The following is a 26,240-nucleotide window of genomic DNA, read 5'->3' as shown; positions in this document are numbered from 1 at the left end:
GGCCGACAGCCGGGGTCCCGGGACAGGTCATGCGTGGGGGCGGGGCGTCAGCGCCGGGCGTCCTGGGGCTCGTGCGGGGCGACGGCGACCTGCGGGGTGTTCTGCGGGTCCGCGGAGGGTGCCTGCTGCGGCCGGTCCGCGAGCTTGAGCCAGACCACGCCGACGATGATCACCCCCAGCCATAAGGCCTGGAACGCGCTGAGCCCCTCGTCGAAGAAGACCGGACCGAGCAGCGCGGCGCCGGCTGAGCCGATTCCGGCCCAGACGGCGTACCCGATGCTGACCTCGATCGAGCGGAGCGCGACGCTCAGGGCCCACAGGGTCAGCAGGAAGAAGACGACGGCGACCAGCGACCACGTCAGACGGGTGAAGCCGTGGCTTCCGCCCACGGAGAGCGCGTAGCCGACTTCGAACCCCCCGGCGAGGAGCAGCACGAGCCACGGATTGGCGGAGGAGCGGCCGGAGTTGGGCATGAACCGGGGTCCTTTCGTAGAGATTCGTAGAGATGGGCCAGGCAGGGGCGGCGGGTCCGGCGGCCGGGTCCTACGCCGCGCCGCTGAGCTGGAGGCCGACGACCCCGGCGATGATCACGAGGATGCCGAGCGCCTTGCGCCAGTCCAGGCGCTGGTTGAAGAGCAGCACGCCCAGCAGGGTGATGCCGATGCCGGCGATGGACGTCCAGATGGCGTAGCCGACGCCGACGTCGAACGTCAGGAGCGCCTTGCTGAGGAAGTAGGTCCCGATGGCGCCGCTGAGGAGCGTGACGACCGTCCACGGGCGGTTCTTGAAGCCTTCGGCCTTGCCTGCCGCGATGGCGACGGTGATCTCGAAGATGTCGGCGATGGCCAGGTACAGCCACTGCATGGCAGTCCTTTCGTCGGGTGAAGATCGAGGTGCCACGGTGTGAGGTGCCGGGGCGGGGTGCCGGGTGCCGGCCGGTCGGCCCGCGGTGGCCTGGCGGGCGTCAGGTCGCCTGTATGCGGCGGGAGTTGACCGGCACAGGGCTGCCGTACGGCATGTCAGCAGCCATCGAGTCCGCAGGCGTCACCCCGGGCGATCGCCTGCTCGGCCCGGGCGTCGAGTACGGCTGTGCGGATCTGGGCCGCGGTGGGCACGCCCTCGATGCGGTGGCGGTCGGCGACGAGGATCGTCGGAGCGACCTGGACACGGTGGGCGGAGGCGGTCCGCAGCGCCTCCTGGTGGGCCTCGGCGTAGCTGCCCTCGCTCAGGGACCGGGTGAAGTCCGCCGCGTCCAGGCCCAGTTCGGAGGCGATGCCGGCGAGGACGTCGACGTCGCCGATGTCCCGGTTCTCCTGGAAGAACGCCCGCAGCACGCGTGGCGTGTACTCCGCGGCCCTGCCGTGCTCGGCCGCGTACTGGTAGCCCTCGAACGCCAGCCGGGTGTAGGGCTGCGGCGAGACGGTGGGCAGGGTGATGTCCACGCCCATCCGGCGGGCCATCGGGTAGACCGAGCGCGCCCAGATCGCCGGCAGGTAGGGGTCCTCGGGTCGCAGGGTGGGCGTCGGGTGGGGCCGCAGTTCGAACGGCATCCAGGTGATCGCGACGTCCAGGTCCCGGGTGGCCTCGTGCAGGGGGCCCTCGGCCAGCATGCAGAAAGGGCAGACGTAGTCCGACCAGACCTTGATGCCGACGGTGCCGGTCCGCGTCGCCGTCATCGCCGCCCCCGGTTCACGGCGAGGTACTCCTCGAAGGGCTGGGTCCCTTCCGGCACCCGCAGCGAGGTGACCTCCAGCCCCCACGTCGCCGGGTCCTCGGCGAAGATCTTGTACGAGCCGGAGTAGTCGAAGCCGTACCGCGCGGCCGTCCGGCGGTCGGCCGCGTAGACGATGTGGCCGACGTTGAAGTACAGCGACGCCATGTAGCACAGGGCGCAGGGCTCGCCGGAGGCGATCAGCGTGGCCCCGGCGGTGGCGTGCAGGCCGTACCTGGCCGTGGCGGCCCGGAGCGCCACCACCTCGGCGTGGGCGGTGGGGTCGCTGTCCTCGCGCACCCGGTTGAAGCCGGTGCCGAGCACGCGGCCGTCGTTGACCACCAGGCCGGAGAACGGGATGCCGCCCCGGGCGACGTGCTCGCGGCTGATCCGCACCGCTTCACGGACGTGCGCGGTCAGGTCGTTCTCGGCTAAGGAGCCACCGGTCGTGGGTGCCGTGCTGTCAGGCATGGGTCCCCCTGGTATTTGCTTGTACGGACATATATCTTGAGGGCCGCAAAAACCCGTCAGCAACTTTCGGACGGGCAATCAGGTTGTACAGGAGCCCATATTCGCTTGTCAACGCAGCCGGAGGCGAGCCCACGCATCCCGGCCAGTACTTGATCGCACAAACAGTGACGTCCGGTGGGCCGGGCGGCTCCCGGGCCCGTGCGGGTCCTTCCGCACGGGCCCGGGAGGCATCACGCCACCGCGCCGGAGGGCTGCGGCCGCGCTTCCGCGGGAGCCAGCTCGAACAGGCGCCCGTAACCGGTGATCCGTCGGGCGGCCTCCTGCGCGCCGGCCAGATGCAGAGCGTGCCAGAAGAGCACCTGATTGGCGGTCAGGACGGCGAAGTCCAGCTCGCACTCCAGCGCGTTGACGACACCGACCGCCCGGATCCCGTTGCCGGCGACCAGGACGGCGTCCGGCCGGTGCCCGGCCACCGTGGTCCGGATCCAGTCCGAAAGTGCCTCCGGGGTGATCAGTTTCTGGTTGCTCGGCAGGCCGCACGGGCCGTGGTGGACGACCGCGAAGCCCTGCTCGGTGAAGTAGGCGGATCCGAGCCCGGAAAGACGGTCGTCGAACCACGGCGGATTGACGATCGCCACCCTGCGGGCGCCGAGTGCGGTGAAGCCGCTGACGGCGGCGGCCGTGGTGCCGGTGAGCGGGATGCCGCGGGTACGGCGCGCCAGCCGCTCGAACAGCGCCCTCTCGCCGTCCGCGCCGAGCACGTACGCGGAACTGGTGAACCCCAGCGCGATGACGTCGAGCGGTGAGGCGGCGAGCAGTTCGACGGCGTCGTCGATCAACGGCGGCTCCACGAAGGCCCGTACGGGATCGTGCGGGATCTTCGGGTCCATCTCCCCGCCCGCGCGCATCGCGCCGAAGTGCACGCGCGAACCGTGGACGAAGACGTCGTCGGGGGCGATCGCCTGGAACTCCGACTCCGGGCCGACGTCCGCGTGGGGTACGACCACGCCGACCCGGGCCCGGGCCTCCCAGCCGTCCTTCTCGGCCTGGACGTTGCTCATGTGGGTCACTCCTTCAGCTCAGGCCTGGGCCTCGGCGGTCAGCGAGCCGCCGCGGACGGTGCCGGTGCCGCTGCCGTCGAGGAAGCGGGGGTGCTTGGCGCGCATGGTGGACATGACGAACTCGTAGGGGACGTCGTCGAAGTCGCCGTGGTCGGTGAGGAACTCCATGCTCTTGTTGCCCTGTTCGTCGAACGGGTGGTGCACGCTGTCGGCGGTGCCGTCGAACTCCAGCGGCGTCATCCCGTACAGACGGCACAGGATCTTGTTGAACACCGGGGTGGCCTTCACCCACCTGCCGTCCAGGTGAACGGTGTTGAGGCCGTGGAAGAAGACGTCCCCGCCGATGTGGGCGCGCAGCCGGTCGGAGGCGAGATGGTTGCGCACGTCGCCGTAGTGCAGGCGCGCGGGGATCCCCACCGCCCGGCACGCGGCCGCGTACAGGGCCGACTTGTGCAGGCAGAAGCCCTTCCTGGTCGTCGCGGTGCGGCTCGCCCGCAGCCCCTCGGGGGACAGGTCCGCGCCGTACACCTCGTAGAAGACGTCGTCGCGGACCGCGTAGTACAGCTCCACGGCCAGCCGTCTCTTGTCCGCGCCGCGGTCGGTGACGGCGTGATCGACGAAGGCCTGGACGGCGTCCGTCTCGTAGTCCAGGAAGGTGGTGGGCGCGGTGAGCCGGGAGTGCTCGGCGCTCGTGATGGCGTTCATGGTCACCCTTTCGTCAGCGCCGCGTGTTCACAGGCCCAGCAGGGCGGCGATGCGGTTGCGGTGGATCTCGCTGGTGCCGGAGTAGATCGTTCCGGCGACGGCGTTGCGGACTTCGCGCTCGATGCCGGTGCCGGTCAGGTAGCCCTGGCCGCCGAAGATCTGCATCGCGTCCAGGGCGGTGGCCTTGTTGGCCTCGCTCACCACGGTCTTGGTCGCGGCGATGTCGAGCGCGGCGTCCCGGCCGGCCTCGACCTTGGCGCCGGTGTCGGCGAGCCACTTGCGGGAGCTCTCGACCGCGATCTTCATGTCGGCGATCCGGTGCGACACGCCCTGGAACCGTCCGATCGCCTCGCCGAACTGCCGGCGCGTCTTCGCGTAGCGGATCACCCGCTCCAGGCGGTCGTCCATCTCGCCGAGGGTGAGGGAGAACGAGAACAGGATCTCCCGCTTCATGACGTGGTCGAGGATCAGGAAACCCGCGCCCTCGTTGCCGACGCGGTGGGCGGCGGGCACCCGCAGCCCGTCGAAGACCACCTCGCTCAGCGGCGAGGTGCGCAGCCCCATCTTGGCGAGCGGCTCGCCGATCCTCAGGCCGGGGGTGTCCCGCTCCACGAGGAAGACGCTCAGGCCGAACGGACCGGGTGCCCCGGTGCGCGCGTACACCAGGAAGAGATCGGCGATCGGCGCGTTGGTGATGAACGTCTTGCCGCCGTCGAGGACGTAGTCGTCACCGTCGCGCCACGCGGTGGTGGTGATGTTCGTGGCGTCCGAGCCGTGTTCGGGCTCGGTGATGGCGTGCGCCGTGATGAGCTCGCCCGAGACGATCCGGGGCAGGAAGCGGGCGGCGAGGTCCTGGCGGGCGAACGCCTGGAGCGGCACACCGGCACTGACGATCTGCGTGGAGGCGGAGAAGGACAGGCCGGCGTCGCGGCAGACGCGGCCGAGTCCTTCCAGGGCGCGCATGGTGTCCGTGAGGCTGCCGCCGCGGCCGCCGTAACGCTCCTCGAACGGCAGCGCCAGGATCCCCGAGCGCTGAACGGTCTTCCACTTCTCCCAGGGGAATTCGGCGCGGGCGTCGAACTCCGCGATGTCACGGTTGAGTTCCTCGGCCCAGGGCGCCGCGAGGGCGTACGGGTCGGGGACGGTGTCGGAGGTTGTCGGTGCAGGGTGTGCGGAGGGGTGGGTCATGGCTGTACCGGCCTTCCGGGAGGGGTGCGCGGAGGTTCCGGGGCCCGTGGCGGACGGGCCCCGGAACGCGGGACTCAGTACGGGGGGGACTCAGTACGGGGAGGACTCAGTACCGGGAGAAGCGGTACGGGGAGACTCAGTACTGCGAGAAGCCGTCGGGGGAGAGGGTGTGCTTCTCGTCGCCGCGCAGGGCCGGGCTGAAGACGGATATCAGGCGCAGGTCCTCGTAGTCGGAGGCTATGAGGTGGTGCGCGTCGTTCTCGTCGAGGGCGTAGATGGTGCCCTCCGTGATCTTGAAACGGGTTCCGTCCTTGGTGACGACCTCCCCGGAACCGCCGGTGCAGTAGCAGGCCTCCAGGTGGCGGCGGTACTGCAGTGAGCTCGACGTGCCCTTGCGGACCAGCGTCTCGCACACGGTGAAGCCCATGCCGTCGCCCTCGGTCAGCAGGCGGTGGCTGGTGCCGTTGCCCCACTCGACGGGGACGACGTCGCTGGTGCTTCGAACGATCATGGTCAGAACTCCTTCGGGTTACGGAGGGTGGGGGGATTCCGGGATGTCCCGGAGACTCAGGCCGCCGCCCGTGTCGCGGTCTCGACGAAGGCGGCGATGGCGCCGATGCTGCGGAAGTGCTCCGGCTTCAGCGGGATGTCGTCGATGGGTATGGCGTAGGCACCGGCGAGGTGCGAGACCATGCGGACCAGCCCCAGGCTGTCGACGATTCCGCTCTCGATCAGGTCGAACTCCGGCGTCAGATCGGCGGGGTCCTCACCGTCGAGGAACTCGCCGACGACGTAGGCGTGGATCTCCTGCGGCAGATTGCTCATGCCTGATGTCCCTTCTGATGCAGTGCCTTGATGAGGTTGCGGTCAGGTTTTCCGGTCGCGGTGCGCGGCAGGGGTGCGTCGCTCACCTGGACGGAGGAGGGGATCGCGTGGCGCGGCAGATGTGCGGCGCTGTGGGTGCGCAACGGCAGGGAGCTGAGGGTGGTGCCGGGCCGCCGGGTCACCTGCGCGTGCAGCCGGTAGCCCGCCTCCGGGTCGGGAAGGGCCACCACGGCCGCCTCGGCGACGTCCGGGTGGGTGACCAGGACGTTCTCGACTTCCTGCAGGTTGGTGCGCACGCCGCGGACCTTGACCTGGAAGTCGGTGCGCCCGTCGAGCCAGTGCAGGCCGTCGGCGTCCCGGGTGACGACGTCGCCCGTGCGGTAGAAGACCTCGGGGCCGCCGTCCGGCGCCGGCACGAACACCCCCGCATTGCGCTCGCGTTGCAGATACCCGGAGGTCTGGAACGGCGTCGAGACGTAGAGTTCGCCGGTGCCGGGGCCGTCGAGGATCCGCGCCGCGTCGTCGACGAGCAGCGCCCGCACCCCCGGCAGCGGACGGCCGATCGGGATCCGCTCGCCCGCGGTCGCCGGATCGATGCCGTAGAGGAAACTGTCGTTGGTCTCGGTGCAGCCGAACACGTTGTGGAAGCGGGCACGGGGGAAGGCCGCACCGAGCCTGGCCAGCAGCGGGCGTGGTGTCGCGTCACCGGTGCAGATCACCGTACGGACGTGGGGATAACGGACGTCGTCCTGCGTCAGCAGCCGGTACAGCAGGGGGACACCCTGGACGAAGGTGACCTCGTGCTCCGCGACCGCCTGGTGGAGGCGGCGGGCATCGGTGGCGGCCGCCTGCCCGACGAGCACGACTGCGGCGCCGAGCCGCAGCCCGGTCCAGACGTCGAGCAGCGACAGATCGAAGTTGAGCGGGGCGTAACTGAGCAGCGTGTCGCCCGCGTCGAGGCCGAAGTGCCCGGTGGCCCAGTCGGCGAACCGGTCGAAGGCGGCGGCCTCGACGGGCACGATCTTCGGCGTTCCGGTCGACCCGGAGGTGGTCAGCAGCAGCGGTGCGACGGCGGGGTCGGGGACGTCGAATCCGCGAGCCGCCGCGTCGTCCTGGACGACGGTGTCGCGGTGCAGGACTCCGTCGTCGTCGACGGTGAGGACGGCGGAGCAGCGGGCCTGCGCGGTGAGCTCTGCCCGTGCCGCGGGGCCCAGTTCGGGTGACGGAGCCAGAACCGCGTACCCCGCCCGGAAGGCCGCGACGAGCAGGGCGATCGTCCCCGGTGTCTTGTGGGCGGGGACGCACAACGGCCGGCCGCGGTCCGCGGCCAGGCGGTCCAGCCGGTCGGCCAGTGCGTCCGCGAGGTCGGCCAGCCGGCGGTAGGTCGTCACCTGTTCGCCCAGCACCAGAGCCACGGCTCCGGGCCGGTCCCGCGCATGGGCGGCGAGCGCGTCACACAGGCGTAATGAAGGCACGGTTCCCCCTTGCTCATCCCGACATCGACAGGAAGTTGGTCTTCGGTGCGGGGGAGGGCGCCGGAAGAATCCGCGCCAGAAGGATCACATGCCGAAGTCGACGCGCTCGTGGATCAGCGCCGGCTTCGTTCACGCCCCCCCGTGATCGTTCCGTCTCTCACCGTAGCGGCAATGCATGCAGAGTCAAGCATGCATTGCCTAAGATATGACGGAGGTCACGTAACTCCGGGGGCGGAGGGGGCGGCGTTTCGGAGATGACGGAGCGCCAGGAGGGTGCCGCGCGGGCCGGGTGGGGGAGCCGGGACGGGGCCGGGCGAGGTCGAGGTCGCGCAGGGTTGGGCGGGCCGGCGGCGGGGGTGGTGGTGCGGTGTTGTGGCGGTGGCGGTGGCGGTGCCCTCCGGGTCAGACGCCGCTGCGGAGCGCCTGGACCGTCGCGCCGAGCGAGGAGACGGCTCCGGCCGTGTTCAGCGCCGAGCTCAGCACCTCGCCGTAGGTGGCGCGGCCGGCCGCGTAACGCTGACGACCCTCGTCGGTGATCACCGCGTAGACCCCGCGCTTGTCGTCCGGGCACAGGTCGCGCACCGCGAAGCCCGCGGTGTGCAGACGGGCGACCAGGCGCGTCACCGAACTCTGGTTCAGGCCCACCTTGTCGGCCAGGTCCTGCATCCGCAGCTCGCCCTCGGCGGTGTTCGTGAGGCATTCCAGGGCGCGGAACTCCGACAGCCCTATGCCATGCCTGCGCTGCAGTGCCTGGGTCAACTGGCGCTCGACGTACGCGTGCAAGGTGAGGACCTTGCTCCACATGGCCTGGTCAGAGGAGGCGGCGGGCGCCTGAGGGATGGCAGTCATCGTGGAGTCCTCCCAAGCAATGTTGACTAGCCAAGATACATGCTCATGCAAGGTTTGGCTCCGCCCGGGATTTCCGTCTTCGGGCCAGGGTAGGTAGTTGTACGTACAGGCAAAGAATGGGAGTGGGTTCGCGGCCGGTTCGAGGCGCCCGGGTGCCGGGCTCGGCGCGGCGGACGGGTGGCTGGGCGCCGGGGCGCCAGGAGCACCTCGGCAGGGAGAGATCCCGCGCTGCCGCACGTTGCGACGTCGGCCTCGAGTCGGGTCACCGGACTTCGGACGAGGGTTGCGTTCCTGGCGCGGTCGTACTTCCGTGGCTGCTCCAGCCATTCCGGGTCGTCGAACTCGCGCATCGGCGCCGGCAGACGGCTTCGCTCACGGTCGTACCAGCGTGGCTCATGAGCGCGGCTTTTCCACCTGCCGCCAGCCCTCGGCGGAACGTGTGAAGAAGAAGATCCGGTAGACGTCCCGCGTCCACACCGTGGCCCCCTCTCCGTACTCCTCCAGCTCCGCGAAAGCCTCCTCGGAGGAGTCGAAGCTGTACTTGCGCCCCTTGGCGTCCTTGATCATCCACTCCGTACCGGTCGTACTCGTCGCGTTCATCGCCATGCTGCTCGCCCCACCCTCACGTCTTCCTGGGGCACGGCAGCCCCACGTAGTGGGCCGACCCTACCTGGCCCCGCGACCTGCACCCATGCGCTTCCCGTGGGGATCTCGGCCGCCGGCCCCGCGGCGTCCGAGAGAGGGGCTGCGCTACGGTGAGGGGGCCGGTGCGGCGGAGGTGAGCGGCATGGCCATGCGGCCCGATCGGCCCATCCAGTCGCCGGACCGAACAGTGCTTTCCCTGCGTGAAGCCGGGAAGAAGCTCGGGATATCCCGGGGGCGGGTTTTCTGGCGGCTCCTGGCCGGCCATCTCGCCCCCGCACCCGAGGTGAAACATGAGACCGGCGTGACTCTGGCGAGCGTCGAGAGGGAACGGGAGTGGATGCGTCGTGCCACCTGGCCCAGAAAGCTGCGACGCGTCACCGCGGACCTGTTCCAGTGGTTCTGAAGCACGGAAAATGAACGTGGACGGAGAGTTCGGACCGCTGGAATACGCGGGCGGGCTATGGGTCGTCGGCGACCCCGACCGTGCCCATGTGAGGCTCACGCCCCGCGGGATCTCACACTGGGCCGACGGCGCGGAGACGGTCGAGCTGAGATGGCCGCGATTCATGAGCTTCGGCCTGGAAACCCAGGTCAGCCGGCGCGGCGACTCGAAGCGGCTGATCCGCGTGGCGAAGATCGCGGCGAATCTTGCCGGCGCCGTGTATGTGGGCAGTCAGGGTTCTCGCGCAGCGGCGATGCTGCGGCACCCGTACGAAGAGTGGTCCGCGGACTTCGATCACCACGTCAGGAAGTACACACGCCGAGAGATCACCATGGCCGACGCGCTGTTGCGTCACACGATCGCCGCCGGGAAGGGGGAGCGCCTGGGCGATCCCGCCTGGGTTGCGGCCGCGGTGAGCGCGATGCGCGGCGTCCCCTCGGCGCGAAGAGCCAGGGCCGCCGTCGAGTCGATGCTGCGTGCCGGCTGAGGACGCGGCGGACACCGGAGCCACCTGCCGGCACAGGCGATGCGCGGCGCGGCGGCGAGCCCAGTCATGCCGCGCCGCGGAAGACGTAGGCCGTCATGGGGCCGGTAACCGGTCCCGAGCCGAGGCGATCCGTCATCTCCTGGACGACGGTGGCCCGTACCTCCGGTCTGTCGCCGCGTTCCTCGACGGCCGCACGCATCGGCGTCCCGGTGAGGAAGCCGGTGGCGACGTCGGCGGCCGACGCAGCCCGGCCCTCCAGGACGAGTTCCTGCTCCTCCTCGACGGTGAAGCCCGCGGCCGCGAGGTCGGCGGTCACGACGACGGGGTCGCTGTAGCCGTGCGGGATCGCCGGGAGGAACTGCGGTGCGTCCAGGGGAAAGGCCTGTTCGAGCCCGGCCTGGAATGCGGCTCCGAAGGCGTGCGTGCCGATCGGGCCCCAGGTGTTGAACAGGAACCGGCCGCCCGGAGCCAGTACCCGGCGGATCTCGGTGAAGGCCGCGACGCGGTCAGGGAAGAACATCACGCCGAACTGGCAGACCACCAGGTCGAAGCCGCCGTCCGGGAACGGCAGCCTCTGCGCGTCGGCCTGGCGCCACTCCGCACCCGGAGCGCGCACGGACCCGAACGCGACCATCGCCTCGTTCAGGTCGGTGGCCGTCACCGTGGCCGAGGACACTGCCGCCAGCAGGCTTGACGTCAAAACGCCGGTTCCCGCCGCCAGTTCGAGAACCCGTCGAGGGGCGAGTGCCGCCGCCCGGGCGGCCAGGTCCTCGGCGAAGGGCCGGAAGACCGTGGGCACGAGGTACTGCTCGTAGGCCACCGGCATGGACTCGGACCACCGCCGGTCGGCGTCGATTCCCGTCACCTTCCCCACGGTAGTGCCGCCACTTGAAACTGCCGCCCGTGCCGCGCCAATCCCGTGGGACGCGACGCCGTTCCCCAACGAAGCCCTCTTCTCTGCGCGCTGAAGCATCGCCAGTTGGGCAGGGAAGAAACGTGTACCGCGCACGGCGCAACCAAACGGCCGAGGTGTGGGTCATAGGCGTGCCAGTAAGAACTTCGCATCCTGAGGAACAGCGCCCCGTGCATCACAGACCCACCCTGATCTGCGTCATCGCCGGCCTTGTCACCGTCGTCCTCGCCGGTTGCGGCGGTGGCAGCGGAACCGCGGCCGGCCAGCAACAGAAAGGACCGGCCGCAGCGTCCGTCCCGGCGCAGGTTCTGCCGTCGGCTCCTGATCCCGGCTCGATTCGCGTGCCGACAGGCGCCCCCGCGGCTTCTGCCACGGCCGAACCCCTGCCGACCGGGCCGACGCTGGAGCTGAGCCCGCTGGACCTGTGGCGACGGACTGCGGCGGTGATGGCGGACCAGAAGTCCGCGTCGCTGACCCTGGACTTCCGCGACGAGCAGGGCCGGGCTGTGCACGCCGAGTCCTCGGTGGCGGGCAACGGCGACTGCGTGGGGCATGTCAGCGCCGGCGGCGGTCAGGCCCAGGTGATCCACGTCGGGATGACGCCCTATCTGAAGGGTGATGCCGCGTTCCTGACGTGGGCGGGGGAGCGTAACGGAGACGCTGACCTGCTTGTCACCTTTTCGGGCCGCTGGCTCAAGGGAGCCCCGGCCCAGCTCGGCGCCTACGACATCGAGGAGATGTGCTCGCTGTCCACCGCGGTCGGCAACGTCACGGCGGATTTCGACGGGCTGAAGCAGGAACGCGGACCTCTCACGGTCGCCGGCCGGCAGGTCGTGTCCCTGACGCAGACGGGTGACACCAGCTCGGTCACCCTGTACGTCGCCGCTTCGGGGCCGGCCGTCGTGGTCAAGGCCGTCCGGAAGGGCGGAACCGACGTCACCACGACGTTCGCCAACCTGGGCCGGGCCGTTCACGCCAAGGCCCCGGCCGGCACCCTCTGACCTCGTAGCCTCGGCGTCCGGGCACCTCACAGGACTCGGCCTCTGCAGGCATGTCAGGACGCGCTGTCCGCGCGCCTTGCCCCGACGGGCCAGGTCGCGCCGACGGACGGCCGGTCAGCGCCAGCCGAGAGCCGGGGCGACGTGCGTGAGGATGCTCTCCAGGACGTGGGCGTTGTAGTCGACGCCGAGCTGGTTCGGGATGGTGAGCAGCACGGTGTCCGCGGCCTGGATGGCCTCGTCCTCCTGGAGCAGCTTCACCAGCTCGTCGGGCTCGGCGGCGTACGAGCGGCCGAAGATCGCCCGGGTCTTCTCGTCGATCATGCCGACCTGGTCCTGCGAGTTGCGGTCGCGGCCGAAGTAGGCGCGGTCGGTGTCGGTGGTCAGTGCGAAGATGCTGCGGCTGACCGACACCCGCGGCTCGCGCTCGTGTCCGGCGTCCTTGTACGCCGCGCGGTACGCCTCGATCTGCTTGCGCTGCTGGACGTGCAGCGGCTCGCCCGTCTCGTCGTCCTTCAGCGTGGAGCTCTGCAGGTTCATGCCGAGCTTCGCCGCCCAGGCCGCGGTCGCGTTGGAGCCGGAGCCCCACCAGATACGGTCGCGCAGACCCTCGGAGTGCGGCTCGACACGCAGCAGGCCCGGCGGGTTGGGGAACATCGGCCGAGGGTTCGGCCGGGCGAAGCCGTCGCCCTCGATCACCTTGAGGAACGTCTCCGTGTGCCGCCGGGCCATGTCCGCGTCGGTCTCACCCTCGGCCGGGGCGTACCCGAAGTACCGCCAGCCGTCGATCACCTGCTCCGGTGACCCACGGCTGACGCCGAGCTGAAGCCGGCCGCCGGAGATGAGGTCGGCGGCGCCGGCATCCTCCGCCATGTACAGCGGGTTCTCGTACCGCATGTCGATCACGCCGGTACCGATCTCGATCCGCGACGTCCGTGCGCCGATGGCCGAGAGCAGCGGGAAGGGGCTTCCGGCCTGCTGCGCGAAGTGGTGGACGCGGAAGTACGCGCCGTCCACGCCGAGCTCCTCCGCGGCGACCGCGAGATCGATCGACTGGTGCAGGAAGTCGGCAGCAGAGCGCGTCCCCGACTGCACACTCGGCGACCAATGTCCGAACGAGAGAAATCCGATCTTCTTCACACCATGTCACAGCGTCCAGGAGCCCTCTTTGATTCCCGGCCGCCGCTGGTCACGAGGGCGAGGAGCGTCCGCCGGGGGCCGTGACACCCCCTGAGGTCACGGGTTCGTGAAGGCTCGGTGGTCTCCGCCGGGCTCGCCGGGCGAGCGCAGCAGGGCGAACTGCGGGGTGCGGCGCAGGGTGAAGCCCAAGGACTCGTAGAGCCGGATGGCGGCGGTGTTGCCGGCTGCCGCGTGCAGGAACGGTGTCTCGCCGCGGGCGCGGATGCCGGCGGCCACCGCGCGGACCAGCCGGGTGGCAAGGCCCCGGCCGCGATGGTCCGGGTCGGTGCACACCGCACTGATCTCCGTCCAGCCGGGTGGATGCAGCCGCTCCCCGGCCATGGCGACCAGCCGCCCGTCGTGCCGAAGCCCGAGGTAGCAGCCGAGCACAATGGTGCGAGGCAGGAACGGTCCGGGCTTGGTCCGGGCGATCAGGTCGAGGATTTCCGGCACGTCGTCCGGGCCGAGTGGCACGGCCTCCGGGTCCGGGACGCTGTGCAGGGCCGTCGCGACGAGCTGGACGCCGGGTATGGAGTCGATGCGCTCCCAGCCGTCGGGCGGGTCGGTCACGGCTCCGGTGAGGGGGGTGGCGACGCCCGGGCCGACGAGTTCGGCCAGGTCCGCCCAGGCGCGTGGGTCGGACGGGTGGCGAGCGCGGCGAACGGGGACACGTCCGCCGGGTAGCGGGCGGCCAGACCGTGCCGTTCGGCGAGGTGTGCGTGCGGGCCGGTGAGGGCGGCCCAGGCGGGGTTGTCGAGGACGTGGGGCTCGCGCTTACCGAACATCGGCCGGTCGGGTCCTCACCTGGGGCACCCCGCCGCGACGGGAGGGTTGCCGGCCAGCGAGCCAGGGCTTGTCGCTGACACTCATGACCTTCTGCGCGGAACCGTAGAGCGGCGGCGGGAACGCTGTCAACGGCGGTGTCCGGCACTCGGACAGCGTCTCAGGAGGGGCCCGCAGAGCCGGCGCCGCCAGCCCAGGGATGGCCCGGCGAAGGAAGACATTGTGCTTGCCGCGTGCCGGAGTTACGGTGAGGAGCAGGTCAAAGGGGAGGTGACGCGATGCGGGAATCCGGCAGGCAGGTGCTCTCCGCCGTCGCCCTGTTCTCCCGGCGGCACATCGACTTCGAGCGCACCGCCGGCGCTCTGTGTCCGGTCGGCTGACCGCCGCGTCCGACGACCACCCCGACGCCCCGCTTCCGCGGGCTGCGGGCCGCTGCCCGTTTCTCCGGGCCTTCGAGCCCGCGTCCTGACGGGCGGACGCGCCCATACCCCCCGCTCTCGCATCCGGGGCCCGGCCCGGCGTGGCCGGTCTGCATCCCCCCGCTCACCAGCCCCTGGGCCACGCGCACCGGGCCCGGGGACCATCAGGCATGCTCGCGTTCCCGCGCGGCCGGCCTCCCGAGTAGGAAGCGGTACGGCTCGTGTCCCTCTGCAGCATTCCGGTGACCGCCGCTGGCCTGCCGACCCGGCGGCCCTCCTCCCCGGCCCAACTGCGCCGTGTTTTCGGCGCGTTCCCGACCGGAGTGACCGCCGTGGCGGCGCTGGCCGACGGCGTGCCCGTCGGTCTGGCCGCCAGCTCCTTCACCTCGGTCTCACTCCACCCGCCGCTGGTGTCGGTGAGCATCGCCCACACCTCGACGACCTGGCCGCTGCTGGCCGGCCGTGCCCGTCTCGGCGTCACAGTGCTGGGTGCCGACCAGGAACGCGCGTGTGCCCAGCTCGCCTCCCAGGACGGTGACCGGTTCGCCGGGCTGGACTGGCACGCCACCGACGGCGGCGCCGTCCTGCTGCGCGGCGCCTGCGCCTGGTTCGACACCAGCGTCGAGCAGCAGGTCACGGCGGGCGACCACGACATCGTGATCCTGCGCATCCATGCCCTCGGCGCCGAACACGCCGTCCCCCCGCTGGTCTTCCACACCGGCCGCTACCGGCGCCTGGCGGAGACCACCACCAGTCCGAACGCACCCACGACGCAGCACCTGACGACATCCGAGGAGACGCCGTGACCACACACACCACCGACACCGACCGCGCCGCGTTCACGCGGCAGTGGGCGCAGTGGCACGCCCGCCACGAGGAGGTGCGAGCCGACCCGCACGGCTTCCTCGCCATCACCGGCCTGCACTGGCTGGACGCCACCCCGACGCGCTACGCCGACGCTCCCGGCGCCTGGTCGACGACCGAGGAGGGCGCGGTGGTGGTAGAGCTGGCGGACGGCGAGGAACTCGTCCTGGACGGTCAAGTGCTGCGCGGGCGCCATGACTTCGGGGTCGTCGCGGAACGCGGCAGTCTGTTCCCGGCAGCTGGGGACGCCGTCATCGAGGTGGCCAAACGCGGTGGTCACGACATCATCCGTCCCCGCCACCCGGATCACCCGCCGCGGGTGGCCTACGCGGGCACACCGGCCTACGCACCGGACCCGCGATGGGTCCGCGCCGCCCGCTACCTTCCCTTCGCCGTGCCGCGCCCGACGACTGTCGGCGCGGCCGTCGAGGGTCTGCAGCACGTCTATGAGGCGCCCGGGGAGGTCGCGTTCGACCTCGACGGCGTCACGCACCGGCTGACCGCGTTCAACGGCCCGACGCCGGGCAGCCTGTTCGTGCTGTTCACCGACGCGACGTCCGGCGTGACCACCTACGCCGCGAACCGGTCGCTGGCCCTGGCCGCTCCGGGCGAGGACGGACGGATCGACCTGGACTTCAACCGGGCGGTCAATCTGCCCTGCGCCTACACCGAGCTGGCCACCTGCCCGCTGCCGCCCGCCCAGAACCGTCTGCCGGTGGCGATCGAGGCCGGTGAGAAGACCCCGACCGCCCCGGTGACGGTCACCCGCTCAGTACCCGCCGATGGGGCAGCCGGTCAGGCCGGCTGACCCGACGGCGCCCGCCGGTCCCACTCCTCCGCCAGCAGCCGGTAGGAAGCCACCCGGTCCTCGTGGGCATGGGTGATGGTGGTGACGATCAGCTCGTCGGCGCCGGTCGCGTCCCGGAGCGTCTCCAGCCGGTCCGCGACCTGCGCCGCCGTTCCGGTGAACTGGGTCTCCAGCCGGTCCTCGACCAGAGCCCGGTCCTCGTCCGTCCAGACGTGCGCCCGGGCCTCCTCCGGCGTCGGGAAGGGGATGGCGCCCTCACCGCTGCGGATGCTGCGCACCCACAGGCCGTAGCCGGTGGCCAGCTCCCGGGCGCGGCCCTCGTCCTCGGCGACCACCACGTCCGCCGACACACTCACATAGGGCCGCTCCAGCACGGCGGACGGGACGAACGCGGCCCGGTAGCCCTCCACGGCCTCGAGCACCTTCGCCGGGCTGACGTGGTAGTTCGCGGCGAACCGCAGCCCGTTCGCGCCTGCCACCTGAGCGCTGATGCCGCCGCTGCTGCCGAGGATCCACACCTGCAGGTCCGCGCCTTCGCCGGGTACGACGTGGGCCTCGACGCCGTCGGCCGTGGCGTACGTGCCGGCGATCAGCGCGAGGATGTCGGCTATCTGCTCGTCGTACTCCTGCGCCTCGGCGTTCGGCTGCTGCAGGAGCTTCTTGTGCAGGGCGAACCTCGGCGACTTCAGCAGGCCCGTGAAGTCGAAGTGGGCTGGGACGCGCAGCCCGTTGGGGGCGTGGCCGTCCCGCACCGCGGTGGCGCCGGCCAGGGCCGGCTGCCGGGACACGGCCGGCGGCTTGCCGCCCGAGCGGCCCAGGCCCAGGTCGAAGCGGCCCGGGTGCAGGGCGTCGAGCAGCCCGAACTCCTCGACGGTGGACAGCGCGGTGCGGTGCCCGAGCTGCACCGCGCCCGAGCCGAGCCGGATGGCGGACGTCGCGGCTGCCGTCAGCGCCAGGACGACCGCCGGAGAGGTGCCGGCCACGCCGGGATTGAGGTGGTGCTCGGCGAACCAGTAGCGCTGGTAGCCGAACCGCTCGGCCTGCTGGGCGAGGTCGATGCTGTTGCGCAGGGCCTGCTGGGCGGACGAGCCGGAGCTGATCGGTACCAGGTCCAGGACCGCGAGGGGCGTGTTGGCCATGCTCAGACTCCTTGCGACGCGGTGGCGGCGGGCTCGGCGCCCGCCGGAAGGGAGGCGAAGGCGGCCGCCGTCCGGTCCGGGTGCCGGACGGGCGAGTCGTCGGGTGCGACCGGCGCCCACGGCCAGGGCGGATCGGGGATGTCGCGCCGCAGCGCGGGTGCGACGTCGGACTGGAACAGTTCGAGCGACGCCCGGTGCCGGGCGTCGGACAAGCCGCCCGCCTCGGCGCTCACATGGAGCACGGTGTGCCCGAACCGCTCGTGGTAGCGGTGGACCTTGTCGATGATCTGCTGCGGGCTGCCCACCAGCGCGGAGCTGCGCTCGGCGAAGTCCTCAAGGGTGGGGAACACGGGATCGGCACCGAGCCGCCGCTGGAAGGCCAGATAGCCCTCGAACACCGGCCGGTAGTCCGCGAGCGCCTGCTGCGAGGTCTGCGCGGCACACACGCCGGCGGAGCCGGCGCCGACGGTCGCCAGCCTGGGATCATGACCGTACGCCTCCCAGCGCTCGCGGTAGTACCGCACCAACTCGGCGTAGGGCTCGATGGAGTGGGTGACGTTGGCCGAGAACAGCGGATCGCCGTGGCGCGCGGCCAGGTCGACCGACGCGCGGCTGGTGGCGCTGCCGTGCCACACCCGGATCGGCCGCTGGTAGGGCCGCGGCCAGACCTCGGCGTCCTGCAGGGCAGGCCGGAACCGCGGAGCGGCAGTCACCCTGTCATTGCGCCAGAGCTCCCGGAACAGGCCGTAGGACTCGGCGTTCCGCTCCCACTGGTCCTCGGGTGTGACGTGGAACAGTTCGCGCTGGGCGCTGCCGTTGCCCTTGCCGATGATCAACTCCAGTCGGCCGTCCGACAGATGGTCCAGCGTCGCGTAGTCCTCGTAGGCGCGGACGGGATCGAGCAGGCTCAGGGTGGTGACCGCGGTGAACAGCCGGATCCGCCGGGTGAGCGCGGCCACATGGCTCAGCACCACGGTGGGGGAGGAGGAGATGAAGGGCCGCTCGTGCCGCTCCCCGACGCCGAACCCGTCGAATCCCAGTTCCTCGGCGTGCAGGGCGCTGTGGACGACCTGCCGGAATCGGTCGTGCGTCGACGGCTGGGCGCCGGTCACCGGATCGGGGGCGTGCACGATGAGGGTGATGGCGATGAACTTCACGCCCTCGCCCTCCCCGTCCTGGTGACCGTGTCCGCCGTCGGCACCGTGGCCGTGCTCGACGCCGTGACCGCCGCGGTCTCGCGAGCCGGGTCGACCGGCGACAGGCCGAGGTGCTCGCGCAGCGTGCTGCCCTCGTACTCGGTGCGGAACACGCCGCGCTCCTGCAGCAGCGGGACCACGGTGTCCGCGAAGTCGTCGAGGCCGCTTGGCGTCAGGTGCGGTACCAGGATGAAGCCGTCGCTCGCGTCGGTCTGCACGAACTCGTTCAGCGCGTGAGCCACCGTCTCCGGACTGCCGATGAAGGTCTGGCGGCCGGTGACCTCGATGATCAGCTCCCGTGTCGTGAGCTTCTTCGCCTCGGCCAGGGCCCGCCACTCGGCCGCGGTCGCGAGCGGGTCGCGGAACATCCGCACGCTCGCCCGCCCCTTCGCGACCAGGTTCTCGCCGACCAGCGGATCCACCGCGGGCAGCGGGCCGTCCGGGTCGTGGTCACTGAGATCGCGGTTCCACAGTTGCTCCAGGAACTTCACGGCGGTCTGCCCGCTCACCTGCATGCGGCGGATCGCACGGGCCTTCTCCTGCGCCTCGGCGTCGGTGCCTCCCAGGACGTACGTCACGCCGGGCAGGATCTTCAGCTCGTCGGCGGCGCGTCCGTACTTGGCGAGCCGTCCCTTGACGTCGGCGTAGAACGCCCGTCCGGCCTCCAGGGTCCCGTGACGGGTGAAGATCGCGTCCGCGGACGACGCCGCGAACTCGCGCCCTTCCTCGGAGTCCCCGGCCTGGAAGATCACCGGTCGGCCCTGCGGGCTGCGCGGCACATTGAACCGCCCGCGGATGTCGAACTGCGCGACACGATGGGCGAAACGGCCGGCGTCGGCGTCGGTGAGGAAGACCCCGGACTCCTTGTCGGCGGCGATCTCGTCGCCTCGCCAGGAGGCGAAGAGCACCCTGGCCGCGTCGAGGAACTGGCGGGCCCGTTCGTAACGGTCCTCCTGGGCCAGGAAGCCGCCGCGCCGGAAGTTCTCCCCGGTGAAGGCATCCCACGAGGTGACCACGTTCCAGGCGGCGCGGCCGCCCGAGAGGTGGTCGAGGGACGCGAACTGCCGGGCCACCTCGTACGGTTCGTTGAAGGTGGAGTTGATGGTGCCGGCCAGGCCCAGTCGGTCGGTGACGGCAGCCAGTGCGGCCAGGACCGTGAAGGTGTCGGGCCGCCCGACCACGTCCAGGTCGTAGATCTCGCCGCCCTGCTCACGCAGGCGCAGGCCCTCGGCGAGAAAGATGAAGTCGAACTTGGCGCGCTCGGCCGTCCTCGCCACATGGGCGAAGGAACTGAACTCGATCTGGCTGCCCGCGGCCGGGTCGCTCCAGACCGTGGTGTTGTTGACGCCGGGGAAGTGCGCGGCGAGGTGGATCTGCTTCAGCGGCTTGCTCATGTGAGGCTTCCTTGGGTCTCGGCGCTCAGACGGCGGCGGTGGTTTCGGCCGGCGAGGAAACGACCGCGGCGTAACGGTTCGCCGGGCGCGGCAGGCCCAGCAGGCCGCGCAGGGTGCCGGCCTCGTACGCGGTGCGGAACACTCCGCGCCGCTGCAGTTCCGGTACCAGCCGGCGGGTGATCTGCTCCAGGTCGTGCGGGATGGCAGCGGGACGCAGGCGGAACCCGCTGATCCCCGCTTCCCGCCAGCCCGCCAGCAGGTCGGCGAGGCCGTCCGGAGTCCCGGCGAACACCCGGGCGTCGCTGGTGAACGCGGCACCCGCCCGCTCGTCCAGCCGGCTGAGCCGGGCGGCGGCGGTGGCATCCGTGTCATCCAGCAGGACCACCAGATCGGCGAAGACGTGCACGGTCTCCTCAGCGCGCCCCGCCTCCGCCTGGTGCGCCCGGATCTCCGCGACGATCCTCCCCGCCTCGTCCGCGTCGTGCGGCGTGACGAAGCCGACGTCCGCGGAGCGGCCGACCAGCCGGAAGGGCTCGGTGCGGTGGGCCAGTGCGACCACGACCGGCTGGCCCTGCGGTGGGCGGGGCGTGATGGACGGGCCCTTGACGCGGAAGTGGCGCCCCTCGAAGTCGATGTAGTGCAGCTTCGCCCGGTCGATGAAGCGGCCGGTCGCCACGTCGCGGATCTCCGCGTCGTCCTCCCAGCTGTCCCACAGCCGGCGCACCACCTCGACGTAGTCGGCGGCCTCGTCGAAGGAATCGGCGATCACCGCCCGCGCACCCGGAGTGCCGAGGTCGTCGAGCCGCAGCGGCGGGAAGGTGCGGCGGCCGAACAGCTCGGCCTCGTGCGGGCGGACCGACACCTGTACGCGCAGCCCCGCCCGGCCACCGCTGACGTAGTCGAGCGTCGCGATCGCCTTCGAGAGGTGGAACGGCTCGGTGTGGGTGACGACGGCGGTCGGCACCAGGCCGATGCGGTGGGTCAGCGGCGCGATCCGGGCGGCGATCTGCACGGCGTCCAGCCGGCCCCGCACCTGGCCGGTGCGTCGGTCGGGTTCGGTGGGGGAGGAGGACTGCAGACCCAGGGAGTCCTCGATCGTCACGAAGTCCAGCAGTCCGCTCTCGGCCTCGGCCACGAGGCCGGCCCAGTAGGCGGCGGTGAACAGGTCCTTGGGGCGTGCGCCGGGCTCGCGCCAGGCTGCGGGATGCCATCCGGCACCGTCCAGGGCCACGGCGAGGTGGAGGGCGGGCTGGGAGGCAGGGTGGGGCTGGGGCATGGAAGGTCGCTTCCTGCTCGGCGGGGAGACATGGGTGGAGAGCGCGGACCGGCCGGAGTGAGCCGGCGCCCGACGCCGGCGCGGGGACCACACCGACGGGCACGAGGCAGCCGACGCCGGCGCGGCATGCCTGGGCACACCGCGGCACGCGAACGATCAAGGAGTCCGGAAGGGCCGCCCAGCCGGACGGCGGGGCCGGCAGGCGGCAGGCACACCTGTGCCGCGTGAAGGCGGGAGGACTTGTCCGGACGGGCTCAGACGGCCGGACAGAGAGCGCTGGCGATGCGCTGCAGATCGATGTGGCGACGCGAGTAGGCGCTGACGGCTCTGCGCACTTCAGCCCCCTCCGTTCTCCGTCGCGCTTGCGGGCGCCGGGCTCGGCGCCGCCGGGTCGTCACCTGGAGCACCCCGCCGCGTCGGAGGGTTGCCGGTCAGCCAGCCAGGGCTCGGTACTGACACTCGTGACCCGCTCACACGCTAACTCCGGACAACGGCCCAGCACAATGCCCGCTGACCTGGCGTCAGGAAGTAGGTCATTGCCGGGAAGCCGGACAGCCGGTTACGGTGTGGGCCGGTCATGCGACGCACGGTCGTGCCATGGCCCCGGCCCGAGGATGCGAGGTGATCCGCATGCAGGCACGACGGTCCCGCCCCAGCGGCTCGCCTTCGCCGCTCGGCTCCGGCGCGCTCCTGGCCGCCCGCCGGCATGTCGACCTGCTGCGCGTGAACAGCGCCCTGTGTTCCCCGCACACCCTGGTCCGCTGACCTCCGCCTGACCTTTCCCCGCACCGTCGCCACCGGGCTGCTCACCGACCGGTTCGACGGCCGCTTTCCGTGCTGACCGTCCGACGACGTCCGGCAGCACCCACGTGCCTGCGTTGTTCCTGCACGTGCCCCCGCGCCCGCCCGGTCGGCGCACACGGTCACCGCAGCAACCCCAGGCCCCGTTCGCCTCCGGCCGCCCGCCCCACACCGGGGTGCGGCGCCACTACGTCACGGGACGGAAGACGCGCCCTCATGACCAGCTCCGACGCCATCACGCCGACCGACGCCCGCACGCCGTCGACCGATGCTCCCCGCGCCCCGCGCGAAGCCGAACCCCCGCCGTCCGCCGCGCCACCGCCCACCGGCCATCACCCCGGAAACGGCCGCGACGACCGCCGGCTGCTGGCGGCCGGACGCGTCCCCCGGCGCCACCTCGGTCAGTGGATCTCTGCCGCCGTCCTGCTCCTGCTGCTCGCGATGGCCACCAACACCGTCCTGACCAACCGCCGCTTCCAATGGGGTGTCGTCGGCCACTACATCCTCGATACCTCGATCGTCCACGGCCTGGAGCTCACCCTGTGGCTGACGGCCGCGGTGATGGCCACCGGCTACCTCCTCGGAATCGGCGTCGCGGTGATGCGGCTGTCCGCCAACCCCGTGCTCGTCGCGCTCAGCTTCGCCTTCGTGTGGCTGATCCGCTCCGTCCCGCCCCTGGTCCAGCTGCTGTTCTGGTACGAAATCGCCTCGCTCTACCCGCGGTTGTCCATCGGGATCCCCTTCGGGCCGGAGTTCGCGAGCGTGCGGACCGCGCATCTGTTCAGCGGCATCCTGGCCGCCTACGTCGGACTGAGTCTCGACGTCGCCGCCTTCTCCTCCGAGATCGTGCGCGGCGGCATCCTCGCCGTCGACCAAGGCCAGACCGAGGCCGCCCAGGCGCTCGGACTGGGCAGGGCCCGGATCTTCCGAAAGATCGTGCTGCCGCAGGCCATGCCCGCCATCGTTCCCGCCTCCGGCAACCTGCTGATCGGCATGCTGAAGGCGACCTCCATCGTGAGCGTCATCGCCGTCCAGGACCTGCTCTACTCCGCCCAGCTCATCTACAACCAGAACTACCTCGTCATACCGCTGCTGTTGGTGGCGACGCTCTGGTACGTCGTCCTCACCACGCTGCTCTCGGTCGGGCAGTTCTTCGTGGAACGGCACTACGCCCGCGGTCGCGGACGTGCCGGCGGCCGGCTCGGGCCGCGCTCGTTCCGGGAACTCTTCCGGGGCAACCTGCCGCTGTTCGGCCGCGGCGCCGACGAACTGGCGGGCCTGTCATGAGCGTCGGCCCCGTGGGTGAAACGGGCACCGCGCCTCCGCTGGTGCGCGTCAGAGGACTGCGCAAGAGCTTCGGAGCGCACCTCGTGCTCGACGGCATCGACCTCGACGTCCGGCAGGGCGAAGTCACCGTGCTGCTCGGCCCGTCCGGGTCGGGCAAGTCCACACTGCTGCGCAGCATCAACCACCTGGAGCGGCCCGACGACGGGTTCGTCGAGGTGAACGGCGAGATCATCGGATACCGCTACCGCGGCGGGCGACTGCACGAGGTGCGCCCGCACACCATCACCCGGCAGCGCGCCCGGATCGGCATGGTCTTCCAGCAGTTCAACCTCTTCCCGCACATGACCGTGCTGGAGAACCTCGTCGAGGCGCCGGTCGCCGTGCGGGGAACCTCACGCAAGGCCGCCGCCGCACGAGCCACGGACCTGCTGGAACGCGTGGGACTGGCCGGACGTGAAGGCGCCTATCCGCGCACACTCTCCGGCGGACAGCAGCAGCGCGTCGCCATCGCCCGGGCCCTCGCGATGGATCCCGACCTGCTGCTCTTCGACGAACCCACCAGCGCCCTCGACCCGGAACTCGTGGGCGAGGTCCTCGCCGTCATCAAGGACCTGGCGGAGAGCGGTATGACGATGATCGTCGTCACCCACGAGATCGGCTTCGCCCGCGAGGTCGCCGACACCGTGGTCTTCCTCGACGGCGGCCGGATCGTCGAGTCCGGGCCGCCCGCCGATGTGCTCTCCCGTCCCGGCAACGAACGCGCTCGCGCCTTCCTCGCCGCGGTCCTCTGACCCTCCGCGGTCGCGGCCCGCACCCTCCCCGAAGCAAAGGACACACCCGTGACGATCAACCGCCCCGCCGCCGCGCGCACCTCCCTGATCGCCGCCGGGACCGCGGCCGCACTCCTCCTGCTCGCCGCCTGCGGCTCCCACTCGGCCACCGGCGCACCCGCCACGGGCGGCCGGCCGGCGGCGCCCGCCGCCGAGAGCGCGGGCTCCACAGCCATTCCGAACGAGGACGTCCTGTCCACGATCCGGCCCGATCCCGCGCTGAAGGCCGAACTCCCGGCGCAGATCCGCGGCCGCGGCACGATCGTCCTGGGCACCAGCCGGGTCGTCGGCACCTCGGGTCTGCCGCACGGCGGCCAGGCGCCCGACGGCAGCACGGTCGGACTCGACATCGATCTGCGCGACGCCGTCGCCAAGGTGCTCGGCGTCACCTGGGACGTGCAGTACGGAACGTTCCCCACCGTCATCCCCGGCGTCCAGAACGGCAGGTACGACGTAGGCCAGGACAACTTCGGTGCCACCAGGGCCCGCGAGAAGGTGGTCGACTTCGCGACCTACCTCAACGACGGCCAGTCCTTCCTCGGCGCGCAGGACATCGCGGCCGACAAGGTCAGTACGCTGACCGACCTCTGCGGTTACACCGTGGCCACCAGCCCCGGGTCGACCTTCCAGCAACTCCTCACCGACGGCGCGGGCACGTGCGCGGCGGCCGGCAAGAAGCCGTACAAGGTGCAGTACTTCTCCGACAACGCCCCGATCATCCTCGGCCTGACGAACGGCAAGGTGGACATCTACTTCGGCCCCACCCTCAGCCTCAAGTACGAGGCACAGCACATACCCCGCACGAAATACCTCGGTCAGATCACCACGACGCCCGTGGGCTTCGTCACCGCCAAGCACTCCCCGCTCGCGAAGGCACTCAGCGATGCGGTCGACAAGCTCATCGCGGACGGCGACTACGCCCGGATCTTCGCCAAGTGGGGTGTGCCGGGGACAGGCGTCACGTCCTCGGTCGTCAACCCGCCCACGACGTTCTGAACGGTGCCGGCCTCTGTCCTGGGCTCCGGGCCGTGCCGGTCGAGTACGGACGCGGCCCGGTCCGGCGCCGGGGGAGAGGCCCCCGGCGCCGGGGCGGCCGCAGCGTGTCGGGCGCGTGCCCGGACCCGGTTGGCGACGCCGCTGCGCATGCGGAGGCCGGCACCGGGTGTTGATCAGGGCGTGGACCAGTGCTGGTTCGCGCCCCCGTTGCAGTCCCAGATGATCAGCTGCGTCCCGTCGGTGGTGGAGGACGCCGGGTCGTCGAGGCAGCGTCCGGAGACGGGGTTGCGGTAGCCGCCGTCGTAGGGCTGCCACTGCTGGTTGCCGCCGCCGTTGCAGTCCCAGAGCTCGGCCTTGCTGCCGTTCCCGGTGGCCGCGCCGGTGACGTCCAGGCACTTGCCGAGGGCGCGCAGCGTGCCGTCGGTGGCGGCGGTCCATGCCTGTGCGCCGGTGTTGTTGCAGGTCCAGATCTGGACCGCGGTGCCGGCGGTGGCGTTGCCGCCGTTGACGTCCAGGCACTTGCCGGCGAGAGCGGAACGCACCGGACCGGAGACGGCCACGGGCGCGTTGATCCAGCCGGCGGCGTCGGCGGCCTGGACACCGGCGTTGAAGGCGTCGGCCATCTTGCGGTAGCCGGTGTCGTTGGGATGGAGCTGGTCGGACAGGTCCGCCGCGGTCAGGGCGCTCATGTCGACCAGCCGGACGTGCCTCCCCCCGGCCTGCTCGCTCTGGACGATGCCGGGGAGGGCGTTGTCGAACGCGGGCCGGTTGGTCTCCTCGGTGGGGCTCGTCGAGACGATGACGGTCCCGACCAGCACGGTCGCGTCCGGTGCGTCCGCGGTGATCTGGTCGAGCAGCGAGTGGAGCCGGTCGGTCGCCGTGGGGATCTGGTAGTTCTGGTTGAGGTCGTTGGTGCCGATCTCCAGCGTGATGACGTTGGGCCGGTAGGTCGCCAGGACGGAGTCGGCGATCCCGGCGATCTGGTCGATGCGCCAGCCGGAGTGGCCTTCGTTGTCGGGGTCCGGAAGCGTGCCGTTGCGCTGGGTCCCGGTGAAGTCGAGCGCGTGACCCTCGGAGGACAGCTCGTTCCACAGGTCGCCGCGGTAGCTGTTGCCGGTACTGCTGCCGACGCCCCAGGTGATCGAGTCACCCAGCGGCATCAGCCGTAACGTGGTGGGTGCGGCTGCCGCGGCGGCCGGGGCCTGCTTGGCGGCGGCTCGTGCGACGGTGGCCGCGGGCGGTGCCGCATGGGCAGCCGCGGGCATGGCCAGGCCGGCGCAGAGTGCCGCGACGGCCGCTGCCGTGAGACGCGTCGTGGGGGTCATGGTGGGTCCTTCGGATACGTGGGGGAGGGGTGGTGCCGCGGACAACCGGCCTGTGGGCCGGGCCGGTTGCCGTGGGTGGCGCTCGGGGAGCGGCGGGGCTGGACGCGTCGGGGCAATGGGGGGGGCCAGCTCCGGGGGCGCTCGTCGGGGCCTTTCCGGTGGACCGCCTGCGG

At 71.3% G+C, this 26,240-nt stretch carries 29 protein-coding genes, 1 pseudogene and 2 riboswitches; of the genes and pseudogenes, 9 read left to right on the top strand and 21 right to left on the bottom strand.

Annotation, left to right across the window (positions count from 1 at the left end; translation table 11 throughout):
* Positions 1-47: 47 nt before the first annotated feature.
* The 12 genes from K7862_RS01495 to K7862_RS01440 all read right to left on the bottom strand — a co-directional run bounded on the left by K7862_RS01495 (position 48) and on the right by K7862_RS01440 (position 8,891).
* The gene (locus K7862_RS01495) at positions 48-473 is read right to left on the bottom strand and encodes a DMT family transporter (RefSeq protein ID WP_222959573.1); all 426 of its coding nucleotides are present in this window, start codon (positions 471-473) and stop codon (positions 48-50) included.
* A 70-nt stretch (positions 474-543) separates the two neighbouring features.
* On the bottom strand, positions 544-864 hold the full coding sequence (locus K7862_RS01490) for a DMT family transporter (RefSeq protein WP_222959572.1): 321 nt from the start codon (positions 862-864) through the stop codon (positions 544-546).
* Between the two features lie 155 nt (positions 865-1,019).
* Complete coding sequence (locus K7862_RS01485) at positions 1,020-1,676, bottom strand: DsbA family oxidoreductase (protein ID WP_222959571.1); 657 nt, start codon at positions 1,674-1,676, stop codon at positions 1,020-1,022.
* Positions 1,673-2,182, bottom strand: a complete 510-nt coding sequence (locus K7862_RS01480; protein WP_222959570.1) for a nucleoside deaminase — start codon at positions 2,180-2,182, stop codon at positions 1,673-1,675. Before K7862_RS01480 ends, K7862_RS01485 begins: the two co-directional genes overlap by 4 nt.
* Positions 2,183-2,412: 230 nt before the next feature.
* Entirely contained in the window at positions 2,413-3,243 is an 831-nt protein-coding gene (locus K7862_RS01475; protein ID WP_222959569.1) for a maleate cis-trans isomerase family protein, read from the bottom strand.
* A gap of 18 nt (positions 3,244-3,261) precedes the next feature.
* Positions 3,262-3,948, bottom strand: coding sequence for a transglutaminase-like domain-containing protein (locus K7862_RS01470; RefSeq protein ID WP_222959568.1), 687 nt, complete (start codon positions 3,946-3,948; stop codon positions 3,262-3,264).
* A gap of 27 nt (positions 3,949-3,975) precedes the next feature.
* Positions 3,976-5,136, bottom strand: a complete 1,161-nt coding sequence (locus K7862_RS01465; protein WP_222959567.1) for an acyl-CoA dehydrogenase family protein — start codon at positions 5,134-5,136, stop codon at positions 3,976-3,978.
* A 136-nt stretch (positions 5,137-5,272) separates the two neighbouring features.
* On the bottom strand, positions 5,273-5,647 hold the full coding sequence (locus tag K7862_RS01460) for an ectoine synthase (protein WP_222959566.1): 375 nt from the start codon (positions 5,645-5,647) through the stop codon (positions 5,273-5,275).
* Between the two features lie 56 nt (positions 5,648-5,703).
* Complete coding sequence (locus K7862_RS01455) at positions 5,704-5,961, bottom strand: acyl carrier protein (RefSeq protein ID WP_222959565.1); 258 nt, start codon at positions 5,959-5,961, stop codon at positions 5,704-5,706.
* Positions 5,958-7,436 (bottom strand): AMP-binding protein, encoded by a 1,479-nt coding sequence (locus tag K7862_RS01450; protein ID WP_222959564.1) that lies wholly within the window; start codon positions 7,434-7,436, stop codon positions 5,958-5,960. Before K7862_RS01450 ends, K7862_RS01455 begins: the two co-directional genes overlap by 4 nt.
* Before the next feature lie 402 nt (positions 7,437-7,838).
* Complete coding sequence (locus K7862_RS01445) at positions 7,839-8,285, bottom strand: MarR family winged helix-turn-helix transcriptional regulator (protein WP_222959563.1); 447 nt, start codon at positions 8,283-8,285, stop codon at positions 7,839-7,841.
* 393 nt (positions 8,286-8,678) lie between these two features.
* A complete protein-coding gene (locus tag K7862_RS01440) occupies positions 8,679-8,891 on the bottom strand; it encodes a hypothetical protein (protein WP_222959562.1) in 213 nt (70 codons plus the stop codon).
* A gap of 181 nt (positions 8,892-9,072) precedes the next feature.
* Here K7862_RS01440 and K7862_RS01435 point away from each other — a divergent pair, with 181 nt between their 5' ends.
* Positions 9,073-9,333, top strand: a complete 261-nt coding sequence (locus K7862_RS01435; protein WP_222959561.1) for a DNA-binding protein — start codon at positions 9,073-9,075, stop codon at positions 9,331-9,333.
* 10 nt (positions 9,334-9,343) lie between these two features.
* Complete coding sequence (locus K7862_RS01430) at positions 9,344-9,859, top strand: hypothetical protein (RefSeq protein WP_222959560.1); 516 nt, start codon at positions 9,344-9,346, stop codon at positions 9,857-9,859.
* 64 nt (positions 9,860-9,923) lie between these two features.
* Here the strand turns inward: K7862_RS01430 and K7862_RS01425 are convergent, their stop codons facing one another.
* Positions 9,924-10,685 (bottom strand): class I SAM-dependent methyltransferase, encoded by a 762-nt coding sequence (locus K7862_RS01425; RefSeq protein ID WP_222959705.1) that lies wholly within the window; start codon positions 10,683-10,685, stop codon positions 9,924-9,926.
* A 170-nt stretch (positions 10,686-10,855) separates the two neighbouring features.
* Between K7862_RS01425 and K7862_RS01420 the strand changes: the two genes are divergently transcribed.
* Entirely contained in the window at positions 10,856-11,773 is a 918-nt protein-coding gene (locus K7862_RS01420; RefSeq protein ID WP_222959559.1) for a hypothetical protein, read from the top strand.
* A gap of 114 nt (positions 11,774-11,887) precedes the next feature.
* On the opposite strand, the gene K7862_RS01415 is transcribed toward K7862_RS01420, so the two are convergent.
* Positions 11,888-12,910, bottom strand: coding sequence for an LLM class flavin-dependent oxidoreductase (locus K7862_RS01415; RefSeq protein ID WP_222959558.1), 1,023 nt, complete (start codon positions 12,908-12,910; stop codon positions 11,888-11,890).
* 96 nt (positions 12,911-13,006) lie between these two features.
* A pseudogene (locus tag K7862_RS01410) lies at positions 13,007-13,734 on the bottom strand (GNAT family N-acetyltransferase).
* A riboswitch (SAM riboswitch) is annotated at positions 13,715-13,823 on the bottom strand. (Overlaps the previous pseudogene by 20 nt.)
* Before the next feature lie 570 nt (positions 13,824-14,393).
* Between K7862_RS01410 and K7862_RS01405 the strand changes: the two are divergent.
* A complete protein-coding gene (locus K7862_RS01405) occupies positions 14,394-14,957 on the top strand; it encodes a flavin reductase family protein (protein WP_222959557.1) in 564 nt (187 codons plus the stop codon).
* Positions 14,954-15,823: a DUF1684 domain-containing protein gene (locus K7862_RS01400; RefSeq protein WP_222959556.1), complete on the top strand. Its 870-nt coding sequence runs from the start codon at positions 14,954-14,956 to the stop codon at positions 15,821-15,823. Before K7862_RS01405 ends, K7862_RS01400 begins: the two co-directional genes overlap by 4 nt.
* On the opposite strand, the gene K7862_RS01395 is transcribed toward K7862_RS01400, so the two are convergent.
* From K7862_RS01395 to K7862_RS38400, 5 genes are all read right to left on the bottom strand, one after another.
* On the bottom strand, positions 15,811-16,962 hold the full coding sequence (locus K7862_RS01395; protein ID WP_222959555.1) for an LLM class flavin-dependent oxidoreductase: 1,152 nt from the start codon (positions 16,960-16,962) through the stop codon (positions 15,811-15,813). The two genes, K7862_RS01400 and K7862_RS01395, sit on opposite strands and share 13 nt — an antisense overlap.
* Before the next feature lie 2 nt (positions 16,963-16,964).
* Complete coding sequence (locus tag K7862_RS01390) at positions 16,965-18,119, bottom strand: LLM class flavin-dependent oxidoreductase (protein ID WP_222959554.1); 1,155 nt, start codon at positions 18,117-18,119, stop codon at positions 16,965-16,967.
* The gene (locus K7862_RS01385; RefSeq protein WP_222959553.1) at positions 18,116-19,552 is read right to left on the bottom strand and encodes an NtaA/DmoA family FMN-dependent monooxygenase; all 1,437 of its coding nucleotides are present in this window, start codon (positions 19,550-19,552) and stop codon (positions 18,116-18,118) included. Before K7862_RS01385 ends, K7862_RS01390 begins: the two co-directional genes overlap by 4 nt.
* A gap of 25 nt (positions 19,553-19,577) precedes the next feature.
* Complete coding sequence (locus K7862_RS01380; protein WP_222959552.1) at positions 19,578-20,828, bottom strand: LLM class flavin-dependent oxidoreductase; 1,251 nt, start codon at positions 20,826-20,828, stop codon at positions 19,578-19,580.
* A gap of 254 nt (positions 20,829-21,082) precedes the next feature.
* On the bottom strand, positions 21,083-21,163 hold the full coding sequence (locus K7862_RS38400) for a putative leader peptide (RefSeq protein ID WP_372461476.1): 81 nt from the start codon (positions 21,161-21,163) through the stop codon (positions 21,083-21,085).
* Between the two features lie 18 nt (positions 21,164-21,181).
* Positions 21,182-21,295: riboswitch (SAM riboswitch) on the bottom strand.
* A 163-nt stretch (positions 21,296-21,458) separates the two neighbouring features.
* Between K7862_RS38400 and K7862_RS37225 the strand changes: the two genes are divergently transcribed.
* The 4 genes from K7862_RS37225 (at position 21,459) to K7862_RS01365 (ending at position 24,742) form a co-directional block, all read left to right on the top strand.
* A complete protein-coding gene (locus K7862_RS37225; RefSeq protein WP_262412465.1) occupies positions 21,459-21,593 on the top strand; it encodes a putative leader peptide in 135 nt (44 codons plus the stop codon).
* A gap of 252 nt (positions 21,594-21,845) precedes the next feature.
* On the top strand, positions 21,846-22,916 hold the full coding sequence (locus K7862_RS01375) for an amino acid ABC transporter permease (protein ID WP_222959551.1): 1,071 nt from the start codon (positions 21,846-21,848) through the stop codon (positions 22,914-22,916).
* Positions 22,917-22,954: 38 nt separating this feature from the next.
* Positions 22,955-23,707: an amino acid ABC transporter ATP-binding protein gene (locus K7862_RS01370; protein ID WP_222959703.1), complete on the top strand. Its 753-nt coding sequence runs from the start codon at positions 22,955-22,957 to the stop codon at positions 23,705-23,707.
* Positions 23,708-23,755: 48 nt separating this feature from the next.
* On the top strand, positions 23,756-24,742 hold the full coding sequence (locus tag K7862_RS01365; protein WP_222959550.1) for a transporter substrate-binding domain-containing protein: 987 nt from the start codon (positions 23,756-23,758) through the stop codon (positions 24,740-24,742).
* A 173-nt stretch (positions 24,743-24,915) separates the two neighbouring features.
* Here the strand turns inward: K7862_RS01365 and K7862_RS01360 are convergent, their stop codons facing one another.
* Positions 24,916-26,067 carry an SGNH/GDSL hydrolase family protein gene (locus K7862_RS01360; protein WP_262412464.1) on the bottom strand — a complete coding sequence of 384 codons (1,152 nt, stop codon included), beginning with the start codon at positions 26,065-26,067 and terminating at the stop codon, positions 24,916-24,918.
* Positions 26,068-26,240 lie beyond the last annotated feature (173 nt).

The sequence above is a fragment of the Actinacidiphila acidipaludis genome (assembly GCF_019890725.1).
GTDB lineage: Bacteria > Actinomycetota > Actinomycetes > Streptomycetales > Streptomycetaceae > Actinacidiphila > Actinacidiphila acidipaludis.
The sequence above is the reverse complement of the archived record's forward strand: the minus strand, read 5'-3'. Positions and strand labels throughout refer to the sequence as shown.

Coding starts and splice junctions, on each gene's coding strand:
- K7862_RS01440 (WP_222959562.1), bottom strand. CDS start 8,891: ATGGCGATGAACGCGACGAGTACGACCGGTACGGAGTGGATGATCAAG.
- K7862_RS01460 (WP_222959566.1), bottom strand. CDS start 5,647: ATGATCGTTCGAAGCACCAGCGACGTCGTCCCCGTCGAGTGGGGCAAC.
- K7862_RS01385 (WP_222959553.1), bottom strand. CDS start 19,552: ATGAGCAAGCCGCTGAAGCAGATCCACCTCGCCGCGCACTTCCCCGGC.
- K7862_RS01435 (WP_222959561.1), top strand. CDS start 9,073: ATGGCCATGCGGCCCGATCGGCCCATCCAGTCGCCGGACCGAACAGTG.
- K7862_RS01490 (WP_222959572.1), bottom strand. CDS start 864: ATGCAGTGGCTGTACCTGGCCATCGCCGACATCTTCGAGATCACCGTC.
- K7862_RS01455 (WP_222959565.1), bottom strand. CDS start 5,961: ATGAGCAATCTGCCGCAGGAGATCCACGCCTACGTCGTCGGCGAGTTC.
- K7862_RS01380 (WP_222959552.1), bottom strand. CDS start 20,828: ATGCCCCAGCCCCACCCTGCCTCCCAGCCCGCCCTCCACCTCGCCGTG.
- K7862_RS01480 (WP_222959570.1), bottom strand. CDS start 2,182: ATGCCTGACAGCACGGCACCCACGACCGGTGGCTCCTTAGCCGAGAAC.
- K7862_RS01395 (WP_222959555.1), bottom strand. CDS start 16,962: ATGGCCAACACGCCCCTCGCGGTCCTGGACCTGGTACCGATCAGCTCC.
- K7862_RS37225 (WP_262412465.1), top strand. CDS start 21,459: ATGCAGGCACGACGGTCCCGCCCCAGCGGCTCGCCTTCGCCGCTCGGC.
- K7862_RS01430 (WP_222959560.1), top strand. CDS start 9,344: ATGAACGTGGACGGAGAGTTCGGACCGCTGGAATACGCGGGCGGGCTA.
- K7862_RS01495 (WP_222959573.1), bottom strand. CDS start 473: ATGCCCAACTCCGGCCGCTCCTCCGCCAATCCGTGGCTCGTGCTGCTC.
- K7862_RS01360 (WP_262412464.1), bottom strand. CDS start 26,067: ATGACCCCCACGACGCGTCTCACGGCAGCGGCCGTCGCGGCACTCTGC.
- K7862_RS01475 (WP_222959569.1), bottom strand. CDS start 3,243: ATGAGCAACGTCCAGGCCGAGAAGGACGGCTGGGAGGCCCGGGCCCGG.
- K7862_RS01470 (WP_222959568.1), bottom strand. CDS start 3,948: ATGAACGCCATCACGAGCGCCGAGCACTCCCGGCTCACCGCGCCCACC.
- K7862_RS01465 (WP_222959567.1), bottom strand. CDS start 5,136: ATGACCCACCCCTCCGCACACCCTGCACCGACAACCTCCGACACCGTC.
- K7862_RS01425 (WP_222959705.1), bottom strand. CDS start 10,685: ATGCCGGTGGCCTACGAGCAGTACCTCGTGCCCACGGTCTTCCGGCCC.
- K7862_RS01445 (WP_222959563.1), bottom strand. CDS start 8,285: ATGACTGCCATCCCTCAGGCGCCCGCCGCCTCCTCTGACCAGGCCATG.
- K7862_RS01375 (WP_222959551.1), top strand. CDS start 21,846: ATGACCAGCTCCGACGCCATCACGCCGACCGACGCCCGCACGCCGTCG.
- K7862_RS01485 (WP_222959571.1), bottom strand. CDS start 1,676: ATGACGGCGACGCGGACCGGCACCGTCGGCATCAAGGTCTGGTCGGAC.